General features: G+C 64.5%; 12 protein-coding genes and 1 pseudogene. 8 read left to right on the forward strand and 5 right to left on the reverse strand.

Annotation, left to right across the window (positions count from 1 at the left end; translation table 11 throughout):
* Nucleotides 1-147 precede the first annotated feature (147 nt).
* Nucleotides 148-1,335: an MFS transporter gene (locus tag AC0YKC_RS04630; RefSeq protein ID WP_488510290.1), complete on the forward strand. Its 1,188-nt coding sequence runs from the start codon at nucleotides 148-150 to the stop codon at nucleotides 1,333-1,335.
* Between the two features lie 34 nt (nucleotides 1,336-1,369).
* Entirely contained in the window at nucleotides 1,370-2,404 is a 1,035-nt protein-coding gene (locus AC0YKC_RS04635; protein WP_488510291.1) for an aldo/keto reductase, read from the forward strand.
* 175 nt (nucleotides 2,405-2,579) lie between these two features.
* On the opposite strand, the gene AC0YKC_RS04640 is transcribed toward AC0YKC_RS04635, so the two are convergent.
* Nucleotides 2,580-2,852 carry an usg protein gene (locus tag AC0YKC_RS04640; RefSeq protein ID WP_320297565.1) on the reverse strand — a complete coding sequence of 91 codons (273 nt, stop codon included), beginning with the start codon at nucleotides 2,850-2,852 and terminating at the stop codon, nucleotides 2,580-2,582.
* Nucleotides 2,853-3,155: 303 nt separating this feature from the next.
* Here AC0YKC_RS04640 and acs point away from each other — a divergent pair, with 303 nt between their 5' ends.
* The gene (gene acs, locus AC0YKC_RS04645; protein ID WP_488510292.1) at nucleotides 3,156-5,111 is read left to right on the forward strand and encodes an acetate--CoA ligase; all 1,956 of its coding nucleotides are present in this window, start codon (nucleotides 3,156-3,158) and stop codon (nucleotides 5,109-5,111) included.
* Nucleotides 5,111-5,868 (forward strand): annotated as a pseudogene (locus AC0YKC_RS04650) (MOSC domain-containing protein). Before acs ends, AC0YKC_RS04650 begins: the two are co-directional and overlap by 1 nt.
* A gap of 12 nt (nucleotides 5,869-5,880) precedes the next feature.
* On the opposite strand, the gene AC0YKC_RS04655 reads toward AC0YKC_RS04650, so the two are convergent.
* From AC0YKC_RS04655 to AC0YKC_RS04665, 3 genes are all read right to left on the reverse strand, one after another.
* On the reverse strand, nucleotides 5,881-7,149 hold the full coding sequence (locus AC0YKC_RS04655) for a class I SAM-dependent methyltransferase (protein ID WP_488510293.1): 1,269 nt from the start codon (nucleotides 7,147-7,149) through the stop codon (nucleotides 5,881-5,883).
* A gap of 510 nt (nucleotides 7,150-7,659) precedes the next feature.
* Nucleotides 7,660-9,021, reverse strand: a complete 1,362-nt coding sequence (locus AC0YKC_RS04660) for a VWA domain-containing protein (protein WP_488510294.1) — start codon at nucleotides 9,019-9,021, stop codon at nucleotides 7,660-7,662.
* A 331-nt stretch (nucleotides 9,022-9,352) separates the two neighbouring features.
* A complete protein-coding gene (locus tag AC0YKC_RS04665) occupies nucleotides 9,353-10,222 on the reverse strand; it encodes a transglutaminase-like domain-containing protein (RefSeq protein WP_488510295.1) in 870 nt (289 codons plus the stop codon).
* Nucleotides 10,223-10,395: 173 nt separating this feature from the next.
* Between AC0YKC_RS04665 and AC0YKC_RS04670 the strand changes: the two genes are divergently transcribed.
* Nucleotides 10,396-11,061 carry an HAD-IA family hydrolase gene (locus AC0YKC_RS04670; RefSeq protein ID WP_434724425.1) on the forward strand — a complete coding sequence of 222 codons (666 nt, stop codon included), beginning with the start codon at nucleotides 10,396-10,398 and terminating at the stop codon, nucleotides 11,059-11,061.
* Nucleotides 11,062-11,271: 210 nt separating this feature from the next.
* Here AC0YKC_RS04670 and AC0YKC_RS04675 read toward each other — a convergent pair whose 3' ends face one another.
* A complete protein-coding gene (locus tag AC0YKC_RS04675) occupies nucleotides 11,272-11,493 on the reverse strand; it encodes a DUF1674 domain-containing protein (RefSeq protein ID WP_434724426.1) in 222 nt (73 codons plus the stop codon).
* 106 nt (nucleotides 11,494-11,599) lie between these two features.
* On the opposite strand from AC0YKC_RS04675, the gene htpX reads away from it, so the two are divergent.
* The 3 genes from htpX to AC0YKC_RS04690 are packed head-to-tail and all read left to right on the forward strand — an operon-like array spanning nucleotide 11,600 to nucleotide 14,288.
* Complete coding sequence (gene htpX / locus AC0YKC_RS04680; protein WP_488510296.1) at nucleotides 11,600-12,634, forward strand: zinc metalloprotease HtpX; 1,035 nt, start codon at nucleotides 11,600-11,602, stop codon at nucleotides 12,632-12,634.
* Nucleotides 12,631-12,945 (forward strand): hypothetical protein, encoded by a 315-nt coding sequence (locus AC0YKC_RS04685; protein ID WP_434724428.1) that lies wholly within the window; start codon nucleotides 12,631-12,633, stop codon nucleotides 12,943-12,945. Before htpX ends, AC0YKC_RS04685 begins: the two co-directional genes overlap by 4 nt.
* The gene (locus AC0YKC_RS04690; RefSeq protein ID WP_488510297.1) at nucleotides 12,942-14,288 is read left to right on the forward strand and encodes an RsmB/NOP family class I SAM-dependent RNA methyltransferase; all 1,347 of its coding nucleotides are present in this window, start codon (nucleotides 12,942-12,944) and stop codon (nucleotides 14,286-14,288) included. The genes AC0YKC_RS04685 and AC0YKC_RS04690 overlap by 4 nt, the downstream gene beginning before the upstream one ends.
* The last annotated feature ends 131 nt before the right edge of the window (nucleotides 14,289-14,419 follow it).

Here is a 14,419-nt window from a genome sequence, read left to right on the forward strand (position 1 = left end):
TGCAAGGCTGGTTCACAGCTTGGCGGAACACGATCTTCCGGTCGATGCATGATCCCGAAAAGTGGGGAACCGGTTTTCGGAAAAGATCATGTTCCAACAAAAGGGGCGCGGGGGACTGCGTCCACTCAGATCAACCGGACCACCGCCATGCCTCTTGCTCTTTATGCCCTCACCGCCGGCGCCTTCGGCATCGGCGTCACCGAATTCGTCATCATGGGCCTGCTGCTCGACGTCAGCGCCGATCTCGGCGTTTCGATCTCGGCGGCGGGCCTGCTCATTTCCGGCTATGCGCTGGGCGTCGTCGGCGGCGCGCCGCTGCTCGGCGCACTGACCGGCCGCCTGCCGCGCAAGACCTTGCTGCTTGCGCTCATGGTGGTCTTCACCGTCGGCAACCTCGCCTGCGCGCTGGCGCCCGACTACTGGACGCTGATGGCGGCGCGTGTGCTGACCGCCTTCGCCCACGCCTCCTTCTTCGGCGTCGGTTCCGTCGTCGCCACCAGCCTGGTCGCCCCGAACAGGAAGGCCTCGGCGATCGCGCTGATGTTCACCGGCCTCACCGTCGCCAACATCCTCGGCGTCCCCTTCGGCACCTGGCTCGGCCAGGCCTATGGCTGGCGTTCGAGCTTCCTGGCCGTCACGCTGGTCGGCGTCGTCGCCTTTGCCGTGATCGCGTTGCTGGTGCCGCGCGACGAGCCGGCCGCCACGGACGAGGAGGAAAGCTCCGAAGGCACGCTCGCCGTGCTCGCCCGCCGGCCGGTGCTGCTCGGCCTGTTGACCACGGTGCTGAGCTGGGTCGGCGTCTTTGCCGCCTTCACCTATCTGGCGCCGATCCTCACCCGCGTCACCGGCTTTTCCGAAGCCTCGGTGTCCCCGATCCTGCTTGTCTTCGGCGGCGGACTGGTCGCGGGCAACCTGCTTGGCGGACGCCTTGCCGACCGGCACTTGGTGCCGACGGTCGTCGGAACGCTGGTCGCGCTGTCGGCGGTGCTGTTCGTCATGACCGCGGCGATCCATCAGCCGATCGCGGCGATCGTCGCCGTCGGCCTGCTCGGTGCTGCCGCCTTCGCCACCGTCGCGCCGCTGCAGATGTGGGTGCTGGAGAAGGCCGAGGGCGCCGGCCAGGGCCTGGCGTCCTCCTTCAACATTGCCGCCTTCAATCTCGGCAACGCCATCGGCGCCTGGCTTGGCGGCTTCGTCATCGACCACGGCCCCGGCCTCGGCGCCGTCCCCCTCGTTGCCGGCCTGGTGCCGCTCGCCGCGCTCGGCGTGGTGCTTCTGGCGCTGCGCCTCGAACGCGGCCGCGCGATCGGCAAGCCGGTCACGGCGCAGTGCTGAGCGCTGATTCCTTCATCCAATCAGGAGAAAAAACATGGACTATCGACCTCTCGGCGCCTCGGGCCTGAAAGTGCCCGCCCTTTCCTTCGGCGCCGGAACCTTCGGCGGCTCCGGCCCGCTCTTCAGCCATTGGGGCAACAGCGACGCCAAGGAGGCGCGCCGGCTGGTCGACATCTGCCTGGAGGCGGGCGTCAACCTCTTCGACACAGCCGATGTCTATTCCAACGGCGCTTCGGAGGAAGTGCTTGGCGAGGCGATCAAAGGCCGCCGCGACGCGGTGCTGGTCTCGACCAAGACGTCCCTGCCGATGGGCGACGGCCCGGCCGACTGGGGCTCGTCGCGCTCGCGCCTGATCCGCTCCGTCGACGCGGCGCTGAAGCGCCTCGGCACCGACTATATCGATCTCTTGCAGCTTCACGCTTTCGATGCCTCGACGCCGATCGAGGAGGTGCTGTCGGCGCTGGACGACCTCGTGCGCTCCGGCAAGCTGCGCTATGTCGGCGTCTCCAATTTCTCCGGCTGGCAGGTGATGAAGTCGCTCGGCCTGGCCGACAGGCGCGGCTACCCGCGCTATGTCGCACATCAGGTCTATTATTCGCTGGTCGGCCGCGACTATGAATGGGAGCTGATGCCGCTCGGCCTCGACCAGGGCGTCGGCGCGCTGGTGTGGAGCCCGCTCGGCTGGGGCCGGCTGACCGGCAAGATCCGCCGCGGACAGCCCTTGCCGGAAAAGAGCCGGCTGCACGACACCGCCGATTTCGGCCCGCCGGTCGAGGACGAGCAGCTTTTCAAGGTGGTCGATGCGCTGGAAGCGGTCGCCGCCGAGACCGGCAAGACCGTGCCGCAGGTCGCCATCAACTGGCTCCTCCAGCGGCCGACCGTATCGTCGGTGATCATCGGCGCCCGCAACGAGGAGCAGTTGCGGCAGAATCTCGGCGCCGTCGATTGGGCGCTGACGCCTGAGCAGATCAAGGCGCTCGATGAAGCGAGCGCCGTGACGGCGCCCTACCCGTACTTTCCCTATCGGCGTCAGGAAGGTTTCGCCCGGCTGAACCCGCCGGCGGTGTGAGTGTGTTGCGACCGTCCCTATCGGTGCGGTCGCGAACGTATGCGATTAGCCGCGGCTCCTGAACTTCGTCATCCACGGGCGAAGCAGCCGCGAAGCGGCGTCGCGACGACCCGAGGATGACGAAGTGATGGGCGTTTCCGCCAAACGTTCGACCTCCGGAGAGCCCTGCGACGGCTCAGTGCACCAGAAACTCCCCGTCCACCTTGCGCCACTCATTCGGCGCGATCAGCTTGTGATGCGTGTAGGTGACCGAATGCAGCGGGCCGTCGAGCCTGGTCTTCCAGAACTCGATGAAGCGGATCAGGACCGGGAACTTCGGCGCTATGTCGTAATCCTGCCAGACGAAGCTTTGCAGCAGGTGCGGGTGGTCCGGGTAGTGATAAAGGATCTTGGCCGTGGTCAGCCCGTATCCCCTGAGCATCAGGTCCATTTCGGAATTGTCGCGCATTGCGTTTCCTTGGTTGATTCTCCTTCCTCCCAACGCCGAATTGTGCGCACGGTTGCTTAACTGTCTATGGATTTTTTCGCCGTCCTTCAAAATTTTTCTCGTTAAAACAGGCAGTTAGCAGCCGCACAGCGAGACTGCTAATAGCGCGTAGGGTTGCCCCTGCGTCATCCCGCCGCGCGAATCCAACGTCTAATATTGCCGTCACGGCGGAACTGTTAATAATGCCCGCGAATTCGCGGCCGCTTCGCCGCGATACCGCCGGCGACCCAAGCCGGCGGAATGGTTCGGGAGGAAAGCTGAAAAATGTCCGATGTGCATGTCCACCGCGTCCAGCCGGCGTGGAAGAAGAACGCGTTGATCGACAACGATACTTATCTCAAATGGTATGCCGACAGCGTGAAGTCACCGGACAAGTTCTGGGGCAAGCACGGCAAGCGCATCGACTGGTTCAAGCCTTTCACCAAGGTCAAGAACACCTCCTTCAACGGCAAGGTCTCGATCAAGTGGTTCGAGGACGGGCTGACCAACGTCTCCTACAACTGCATCGACCGGCATCTGAAGAAGCGCGGCGACCAGACCGCGATCATCTGGGAAGGCGACAACCCTTACGACGACAAGAAGATCACCTACAACGAGCTCCACGCGCATGTCTGCCGGCTCGCCAATGTGATGAAGAAGCACGGCGTCAAGAAAGGCGACCGCGTCACCATCTACATGCCGATGATCCCGGAGGCCGCCTACGCGATGCTGGCCTGCACGCGCATCGGCGCCATCCATTCGATCGTCTTCGGCGGCTTTTCGCCGGATGCGCTGGCCGGTCGCATCGTCGATTGCGAATCGACCTTCGTCATCACCGCCGATGAAGGCCTGCGCGGCGGCAAGCCGATCCCGCTGAAGGACAACACCGACAAGGCCATCGACATCGCGGCCAGGCAGCATGTGATGGTCGACAAGGTCGTCGTGGTCCGCCGCACCGGCGGCAAGGTCGGCTGGGCGCCGGGCCGCGACGTCTGGTACCACGACGAGATCGCCACGGTGAAGGCCGACTGCAAGCCGGAGAAGATGAAAGCGGAAGACCCGCTTTTCATCCTCTACACCTCCGGCTCGACCGGCAAGCCGAAGGGCGTGCTGCACACCACGGCCGGCTATCTCGTCTATGCCTCGATGACGCACCAATATGTCTTCGACTACCATGACGGCGACATCTATTGGTGCACGGCCGATGTCGGCTGGGTCACCGGCCACAGCTACATCGTCTACGGGCCCTTGGCCAACGGCGCCACGACGCTGATGTTCGAGGGCGTGCCGAACTATCCCTCGCAGTCGCGCTTCTGGGACGTCATCGACAAGCACAAGGTCAACATCTTCTACACCGCGCCGACGGCGCTGCGCGCGCTTATGGGCGCCGGCGATGCCCACGTTACCAAGACGTCGCGAAAATCGCTGCGCGTTCTGGGCTCGGTCGGCGAACCGATCAATCCGGAAGCCTGGGAGTGGTATTACAACGTCGTCGGCAACGCCAAGGTGCCGATCGTCGACACCTGGTGGCAGACCGAGACCGGCGGCATCATGATCACGCCGCTGCCGGGCGCCACCGACCTCAAGGCCGGCTCCGCCACGCGGCCCTTCTTCGGCGTCCAGCCGGAGCTGGTCGACGGCGAAGGCAAGGTGCTGGACGGCGCCACCGACGGCAATCTCTGCATTACCGATTCCTGGCCGGGCCAGATGCGCACCGTCTATGGCGATCACGACCGCTTCGTGCAGACCTATTTCTCGACCTACAAGGGCAAGTACTTCACCGGCGACGGCTGCCGCCGCGACGCCGACGGCTATTACTGGATCACCGGCCGCGTCGACGACGTCATCAACGTCTCCGGCCACCGCATGGGAACGGCAGAGGTCGAATCGGCGCTGGTCAGCCACGACAAGGTCTCCGAGGCTGCCGTCGTCGGCTACCCGCATGACATCAAGGGCCAGGGCATCTACTGCTACGTGACGCTGATGGCCGGCGCCACGTCGAGCGAGGAGCTGCGCAAGGAACTCGTCGCGCATGTGCGCAAGGAGATCGGCGCCATCGCCACGCCCGACAAGATCCAGTTCGCGCCGGGCCTGCCCAAGACCCGCTCGGGCAAGATCATGCGCCGCATCCTGCGCAAGATCGCCGAGGATGATTTCGGCGCGCTCGGCGACACCTCGACGCTGGCCGATCCGGCCGTGGTCGACGACCTCGTCGCCAACCGGCAGAACAAGAAGGGCTGATGACCGGCGAGCTCGGCACCGTCAGCCAGCTCTGGCGCTATCCGGCGAGCTCGCTCGCCGGCGAGCGGCTGGATGTCATCTCCGTCGGGCTGAAGACCGTTGAGGGCGACCGGCTGTTCGGCCTGGTCGATGCCGACGGCGAGATCGCCAGGCCCGACCGCGAGGCGAGATGGCACAAGGTGCCGCTGATCCGCACCCGGTTGAGCGAGGCCCTGCCGAGCAAGGAATGGCGGCTCGACGTGGCCGTGCCCGGCGGCGACTGGCTGCCGGCGCCGATCCTCGAAGCGACCGCGCCATATCCGCCTTTCTCGGCTTCGACGCCGCGATCCGGCCGTTCGGCGCGCAGAACGCGACGCCCTTCTATGCCGGCCCGCCGACCGAGGCCCGCTACACCAAGGCGCCGATCCACCTGCTCACCACCGCCTCGCTCGCCAGGCTGAAGGCGCTGCATCCCGAGGGCACGCCAGATCCGCGCCGCTTCCGGCCCAACATCGTCGTCGACATGGACCCGGTCGAAGGCGCCTTTCCGGAGACGGAATGGATCGGCAGGAAACTCGCGGTCGGCGACCTCCTGCTCACCGTCTCCGAGCCTTGCCGCCGCTGCGGCTTCACCATCATCGCCCAGGACGGTTTCGACACCGATCCCGGCATCCTGCGCAACCTGGTGCGCCACAACGCCCACAATCTCGGCGTCTATTGCACCGTCGACCGGCCCGCGCGGATCGAAGTCGGCGTGCCGATGCGCTTGATGGATTGAAGCCGGCCGGACCTACCGATAAAGATCCGCCCGTGTCGGCGGCAGGCCGCTCGGGCCGCGGGCTCGCCTCGTGGCGACGGTCTGGAAAATCTGCGCCGAGGCGCGCTCGAAGGTGATCGAGCAACCGGTCAAATAGAGCAGCCAGAGCCGCGCCTTGGCCTCTCCCACCTCGGCGACGGCCTCGTCGAACCGCGCATGCAGGCGCTCCGCCCACAGCCTGCAGGTGCGGGCATAGTGCTCGCGCAGGTTCTCCACGTCGTAGACGAGGAATCCATGCGCCTCGAGATTGCCGAGCGTCATGCCGATCGTGTCGAGTTCGCCTCCGGGGAAGATGTATTTGATCAGCGCCTTGTATTCCGGCCCCTTGCGCAGCGTCTTCCTGATGTCGCCCTTGCTGCGCCTGGTGATGGCGTGGTGGAGATATATGCCGCCGGGCTTCAGCAAGCGGTGGACAGCCGAGAAGTAGGTGGCGTGGTTGGCGAGCCCCAGATGCTCGAACATGCCGATCGACGAGATCTTGTCGAATGTGCCCGACAGCTCGGCATAGGACTTTATCTCGATTGTGATGCGATCCTCCAGCCCCTCGGCGCGAATGCGCTCGCGAGCAAGGTCGGTCTGGGCTTGCGACAGCGAGACGCCGTGGCCGACGACGCCGTAATTCTTCGCCGCGTGAATGAGCATGGCGCCCCAGCCGCAACCGATGTCGAGCAGCCTTTCGCCCGGTTTTAGTCTCAGCTTGCGGCAGATGTGGTCGAGCTTGTCGACCTGCGCCTGGTCGATCCCGTTGGCGAAATCCTGGAAGTAGCCGCAGCTGTAGACCATGCGCTCGTCGAGGAAGAGCCGGTAGAAATCATTCGAAATGTCGTAGTGATGCCGGATAGCCTCCTTGTTCGAGCCGCTGACGAAAGGCTTGCGGCCGGAAAGATCGCTGCGCGCCGTCATCTGCTTGCGCGAAAACAACACCATTGGCAGGTCGCGCAGGATTGCCAGCTTGGGCAGGGATTTGAGCTTCGTCTTGAGCTTGCCTTGCGACGGCAGGGCATAGAGATCGAACAGCGTCCCTTCTTCGATATCGACCGTCTTGGAAATCCACATCTCGACCAGGGTCGAGAAGGTCGGCCGCCGGACCAGCTGCCAGACAATGTCCTGGTCGTTGATGGCGAGCACCGGACCGCCAGGAGGCCCGATCCGCTCGCCGGTCCATAGCCTGACCGCAAAACCCGGCTTCAGCGTTTCGACAACCTTGCGTACGATCCGCGCGGCTCTGTCGGCGGCGTCCATTCCACCTCCCGTTATATAGCCTCCGCCCCATTCCCAGGCCGCACTGTCGTCCACCGGCCTGTGGACCGCAATCCCGATCTGTTGCGCAAAAGCACCGCAAGAGCAGGTTTCCCGGCTCGAAGCATGGCCATTCCGTCACGTCATCTTGTCTTTCGTCGCGACACACCCCATCATCTGGGTGTGTTCAACGAACTGAAAGGAGGTGATCCGATGTCGAGTGATTTCGTTTCCTATAACGTGAGCTCAGCGGATTGCACTTCCGGGAAGCAGTCTTCCCGTTAAGGCGCGAGACGCGCGGCGGGTAGCCCGAAGGGGTTGCCGCCAGGAGCCGCGTCATGGACGGAAACACGGAAGGCCGCCGGCTTCGTCGAGAAGCGGCGGCCTTTTCCTTTTGCGCTAAAGCATGTCTCCCGAAAGTGGGAACCGGTTTCGGGATAAAGACATGCGTAAAATGGAGCGAATCTGAAAGATCGCCACGCGCTTTAGCGCTGCAGGTCAGCGGCTTGGCCGCTATCTGGTCACCGTCAGCTTGTCGATGTTGCGCACGATATCCTGAAACGCCTGGTCGAGCTCGGCGCCATTGGCCGCCTGGTAGAAATGCTTGGCATTGCCGGTATCCGGGCTGGCGCAGGATTGCAGCGTCGACTTGGCGTTCTTCTCGGTGAGCGCGAAGCCGATGGTGAAGATCTCGATGCCCTGGTCGCGCATCGCCGCGCAGAGTGTCGTCGCAGCGGTTCGTGTCTGAACCTTGCCGGCGCCGTTATAGACCTGATCCGGGCCGCTGGCGTCGAAATAGGACAGGTTGAATTCGCCATCGGTCATCAGGATTACATATTTGGCGACCTTCTTCGGATCCATCTTGGCCGGCCGTTGCGAGGCGTTCATGACGCTGCCCCAGTTTTCCGAGAGCAAGTACCAAGCCCACTGCACGCCGATATGGCCGGCGGTGCCGCCGGAAGCGACAAGGTCCTTGATGACATTGTTCAGCGTCGACTCATTCGCCGTCAGCGGCTGAACCGTGGCGACCGGACAGGCTGCCGTGTTGGTCTGCTTGGCGAAGGTCGACAAATAGAGGTCGCGGTTGACCATGCCGACATCCGGGCCCACATCCGAATACTGATAAGCGCCCTTGCGCTCGGTGGCGCAATTGTCCGGTCGCGTCGACGTGGAGACATATTTCGGGTCGCCATTGCCCGGCGCCTGCTTGCGGTCGCTGGCCTTGGTCTCGACAAAGACCGTGCTTGCGGCAAGCGATCCGGCATTGACCGAATTGGCGTAAGGGACGATCGCCACCCGCACCCGTGGCCGGGAGGCGTTCTGGCCGTCGAGGAACGAATCGACCGCGTTGCTAGCCGCTATCCTCAGGTCCTTGATCTTCTGGCCCGCCATGGAGCCGGTGACGTCGAGCATCATCGCCACCTCGACCGTCTTGTCCGAATAGAGCGCGGTGGTCGAGGACTTAACCCGTTGCATGTCGCCGATGCTGAAGACCGGGAAGTAGAGGCTGACATCGGTGTGCACATCCGCCCTTACCGTGTTGGCTGTCCTGTCGACGGTGAGCTTGTCGAGCACGACCTGATTGGCCTGCAGGATGCCGGCCGCGCTGTTGGCGTCGAGGAATGCCTGCACCGTCTTGTTGGCGTCGGCCTCGGTGATGACGCCGAGGGTGAGATCCCGGGCCGTCGAGGTCACAGCGGCGTCGACGACGCCCTGCAAGCTCGACCTCGCATTGTAGAGCTGCGAGATATTGACCGCGAATCCCACCCCCAGCGCGAGGACCGATGCGGCAGCCCCGAACAGTACCGCGAAATTGCCTTGGCGATTGCGGGCAAAGCCGTCCACCCCACGAACGACGCCTCTGAACTGCCGCATCCCTTCCGCCTCCACTGCTTGCGGCACCGTGCCGCTCGGCCGAGGCATTGCAGGATTTCGGCCAGACGCGGCCGGCAGCAGCGAGAAGACGCTTAACGGGAGGTTAATCCATTGTTTTTGCTGGCTTTCGGCAAATCCGAAGGTGAACGGAAAGTAAAGAAAAATGCGCTGGCCAAGCGACGTTCATGAAGCGCTTACCATGTGCCGGCGGCTGTCGCACCCGTTCCCGCTTCGGCACAAACAGGCTGTGCCGAAGCGGGTCAGCGGCAGCCATGAAACAGGTGCGGCGCAGGGCTGTTGAGATTCAGGCCAGGCCGGCATCACCTGAATGTCAAAAGAGCATCTGCGCGCTGACCGTCCGATCGACGCCATGATGCGGAGGATTGAAGCGGTTGCCTTCCTGCTCGTAGGTCCAGACCCTGAACAGGCTGAGTCGGTGCGGACCGAAACTGTGCAGCAGCGGCACGTCGGTGGCGTCGCGGCCGCGCGCGATGACGACGCGGCCGATGCGCGGCCGGTTGTGGCGCGGATCGAACGTGTACCATTTGCCGTCGAGGAAGACTTCCATCCAGGCCGAGAAGTCCATCGGCGCCGGATCGGCCGGCACGCCGATATCGCCGAGATAACCGTTCACGTAGCGCGCCGGAATGTTGATGCAGCGGCAAAGCGCGATCGCCAGATGCGCGAAATCGCGGCAGACGCCGACGCGCTCCTCATGCGCCTGGGCCGCCGTGCGCGTGGCGCGCGCATAGCCGTAGCCGAAGGAGAGCCGGCTGTTGACATAGTCGACGATTGCCTGGACGCGCGCCCAGCCGGGCGGCAGATGGCCGAAAAGCTGCCAGGCGATGTCGCTGAGGTGGTCGGTCTCGCAGTAGCGGCTGCCGAGCAGATAGACCAGCACATCGTCGGGCAATTCCGCCACCGGCGTTTCATGCGCCAGCGTATTGACTGCGTCGGTCTCGCCGCTGTCCTCGATCGCCGCGTCGTAGAGGATGCGGAAGCTTCCGGCGGGCGCCGTGAAGCGGCGGCAGATATTGCCGTGGCGGTCGCGATAGGTCCGGGTCGGAACCGAGGGCGAGGTCAGGACCCGCGTCTGCCGCTTGATGTCGGCATGCCGGTCAGGATGGATGTCGAGAAGCGAGATGATCGGCGTCACCGCCGCGCATTCGATGGCGATTTCATAGCCGAGCCGGATCAGCATCGCATCCCCCCTTGGTGATTTTGGAAAGACAGCCTGTTCAACGCCGCGAGCCGGAGCTGGTTCCAGTGCCCGAGTCGAAATGCCGGCGTCTCGCCTTCTCAGGCGGTGCTGCCCGGTCTAAAACTGTGTTCTGCGTTTCGCCCCTCCCCGAAAACGATTCTCCAGGACATCCGATGTTTGCAGGCTCAAAATTCGCCGCCTTCCTGTTCGACATGGACGGCACGGTGCTCAACTCGATCGCCGCCGCGGAACGGGTGTGGACGACATGGGCAAACCGGCATGGCCTCGATGTGGCGGCCTTCCTGCCCACGATCCATGGCAGGCGCGCGAGAGAGACGATCGCCGCGCTGAAGCTTCCGGGTGTCGATCCGCTGGCGGAGGCGGATTTGCTGCTCAAGGCCGAGGCGGACGATCTCGAAGGCATCGTCCCGATCTCCGGCGCCGTTGCGTTTTTGCAATCGCTGCCGCCGGAGCGCTGGGCGATCGTCACTTCGGCGCCGCGCGAACTGGCGCTGCTGCGCATCGAGGCGGCCGGCATTCCGGCTCCCGCCGTGATGGTGACCGCGGAAGACGTGACCCATGGCAAGCCGGCGCCGGACTGCTTCCTTCTGGCGGCAAGGCGTCTCGACGTCGAGGCGCGCGACTGCCTGGTCTTCGAGGACGCGCCGGCGGGCATCGCGGCAGGCGAGGCTTCCGGCGCATCGGTGATGGTGATCAGCGCCACGCATGTCCACCCGATGGTCACGCCGCACCCGGCAATCCGCTCCTATGACGAGATCGGCATTGCGACGGACGACAGTGGTTTCATCGTTCTGTCGCCCACCCAGGCGGCGGCCTAAGGATGTGTTGAGATTCAGGTCAGGCCGAGTCGAGAACGACGGATTCCGAGAACCGGCCTACGCCGGCCGTAGCCTTTCACAGAACGTAAACACGTATGAGGGCTTCGGCCGGCGAAGGCCGGAGCGGAGCGTACTTAAAGTACGTGAGCACCGGAAGCGCAGGAAGCCGCCATTCGCAGGCCGGCCTCACCTGAATGTCAGCACGTCCGGCTAGAAGTCGCTGGTCAGGCCCTTTACCTCCCAGTCGCCATAACGGCCGGGTTCCTTGCCGCCGCGGCCGCCGATCTCTTTCGGCAATTGCGCTTCCGCCGCTCGATACTTTTGACGACGGGCTTCGGCTTCTGCCAGCGCCCGCTGCGCTTCCGGCGTCAGCGCCTTTTGCGGCTTTTCGCCCGCGTCCGCGGCTTCGGTTTTGCCTGGCTCTTCGATCATGCGATAAGTCCTTGCCGATTGAAACGGGAGCGGCCGTTTCCCATCATATAGCCATGAAACCGAGAGGATCGACTCCTATTCGCCTCGACTACAGACGGATGAAACGATGAACACGCTTCGCACCGCCATGCTTCTTGCCGCGATGACGGCGCTGTTCATGGGCGTCGGCTATCTGATCGGCGGCTCGGGCGGCATGGTCATCGCGCTTCTGATCGCCGCCGGCACCAATCTGTTCAGCTATTGGAACGCCGACAAGATGGTGCTGTCGATGAACCGCGCCGTCGAGGTCGACGAGAAGAACGCGCCCGAATACTACACGATCGTCCAGGCGCTGGCCAAGCAGGCCGGCCTGCCGATGCCGAAGACCTATCTGATCGACAACCCGCAGCCCAACGCCTTCGCCACCGGCCGTAATCCCGAAAATGCCGCGGTGGCAGCGTCCACGGGCCTGCTCCAGCGCCTCTCCCATGAAGAGGTCGCGGCGGTGATGGCGCACGAGCTTGCGCATGTGCAGCATCGCGACACGCTGACCATGACGATCGTGGCAACGCTCGCCGGCGCCATCTCGATGCTCGGCAATTTCGCCTTCTTCCTCGGCGGCAGCCGGGAGAACAACAATCCGTTCGGCTTTGTTGGCGTGCTTGTGGCGATGATCGTTGCGCCCTTCGCCGCGATGATCGTGCAGATGGCGGTGAGCCGCACGCGCGAATACGAGGCCGACCGGCGCGGCGCCGAGATCTGCGGCAATCCGCTGTGGCTGGCCTCGGCGCTCAACAAGATCGCGCGCGGCGCCGAGCAGATCCCTAATGAGGATGCCGAGCGCAACCCGGCTATGGCGCATCTTTTCATCATCAACCCGCTTCATGGCGAGCGCATGGACAATCTGTTCTCGACCCATCCGAGCACCGAGAACCGCATCGCCGCCCTGCAGGACATGGCGCGCGCGATGGGTGGCGTATCGCCGGCCGCTCGACGCCAGGCTTCGCCGCCGCCCATCCAGCCCGACGAGCCATCGGCGGGGCCATGGGGTAAGCGGGCAGAACCGACCCCGGAGGCCAAGCCGGCGCCGCCGAAAGCCAATCCCTGGGGCCGCAACCCGACCGGACCGCGCAATGTCCGGTCGAAAGGCCCCTGGTCGTGACAGGAAAAGGCGATATCTCGCTGACGCAAATGCGTGATCTATGCGCTATCCACTGGAACCCTATCGGCATGCCGATGGCGAACCTGGTGAGATCGAGCGAACTACGATCCCGGCCGCTTCCAGAGGACGAATATGATACCTATCTGCTCCATGTCATCCGGCTCGTGAGAGATGGCGCCACGCCATCGCAAATTGTGGACTATCTGAGCACCGCGGAAAAAGAGTACATGGGGCTAACCTCTCCCCGAGGGAGCAAGGATATTTTCGTCAACGCCGTGTTCGAACTAGCCGAGCAAATACCCACGAAATGAAGCCCGTAAAAAGCCAGGCTTTCGAAGTAGCCGGCCTTGCCGCGCGCAAGGCGGCGGCGCGCCTGCTTGCCGCCGTCATCGATGCCCGCACGCCGCTCGACGGACTGACCGACAACGAGAACGGCCACCCGCAATACAAGGCGCTGGACGGGCGCGACCGCGCGCTGGTGCGGGCCATCCTGGTCACGGCGCTGCGCCATCGCATGACCATTGCCGGGCTGCTGTCGAAGCGGCTGGAAAAGCCGCTGCCGGCCAACGCCACGGCGCTCTCGCACATCCTCAATGTCGCCGCCGCGCAGATCCTGTTCCTCGACGTTCCTGACAGCGCCGCCGTTGACCTTGCCGTCACCCACGCCAAGTCCGATCCGCGCACAGTGCGTTTCTCCGGCCTCGTCAATGGCGTGCTGCGTTCGCTGGCGCGCGCCAAGGAGGCCGAGCTCGCCCCGGCGCTTGCCGCGACCAGCGAGGCGCCGCAATGGTTTTCCGAGCGGCTGACCGCCGCCTACGGAGCCGACAAGGCGCGCGCCATCCTTGCCGCGCATCGCCACGAGGCGCCGGTCGACTTCACCGTCAAGGCCGATCCGGCGCTCTGGGCCGAGCGCCTTGGCGGCATCGTGCTGGCCACCGGCACGGTGCGCGTCGAGAAGCTTTCCGCCAACGTCATCGACCTGCCCGGTTTCGCCGACGGCGCCTGGTGGGTGCAGGATGCCGCGGCAAGCCTGCCGGCGCGCCTGTTCGGCGACATCCGTGGACAGCGCGTCGCCGACCTGTGCGCCGCGCCCGGCGGCAAGACGGCGCAGCTTATCCTGGCCGGCGCTGAAGTCACCGCCGTCGACACCTCGAAGAACCGGCTGGCGCGGCTGAAGCAGAATCTCGAGCGCCTCGGCCTGACCGCCGATCTCGTCCAGACCGACCTCCTGGATTACCGGCCGGCGCAATTGTTCGACGCCGTCCTGCTCGACGCGCCCTGCTCCTCGACCGGCACGGTGCGCCGCCACCCCGACGTGCCCTGGACCAAGACCATGGCCGATGTCGAAAAGCTCGCCGACCTCCAGCGCCGGCTGCTTGCCCACGCCGTCGGCCTCGTCAGGCCCGGCGGCCGTATCGTCTTTTCTAACTGCTCGCTCGACCCGATCGAAGGCGAGGAGCTCTATCGCGATTTCCTCGCCGGGAACCCCGGCGTGGCCGCCGATCCGATCCGTCCCGGCGAATTTGCCGGTATAGACCCATTCCTGACGCCGCAGGGCACGCTGCGCACCACGCCCGCGGACCTGGCCATGGGATCACCGGGGTTATCGGGTCTCGACGGCTTCTTCGCCGCCAGGATGAAGCGGGCCGGATAAGTCGTTGTCGTATTGAACCTGCTGACTTTTTTAGGGACGGCCCGGCTGCGGCCGCGTGAATTGGTTCACTTCGGCGAAATCCGCCTTCGCATAAGTTCTTGAATCGCATAAGCTTGTGCTCGGGTTACGGG

The sequence above is a fragment of the Mesorhizobium sp. CNPSo 4661 genome (assembly GCF_057784215.1).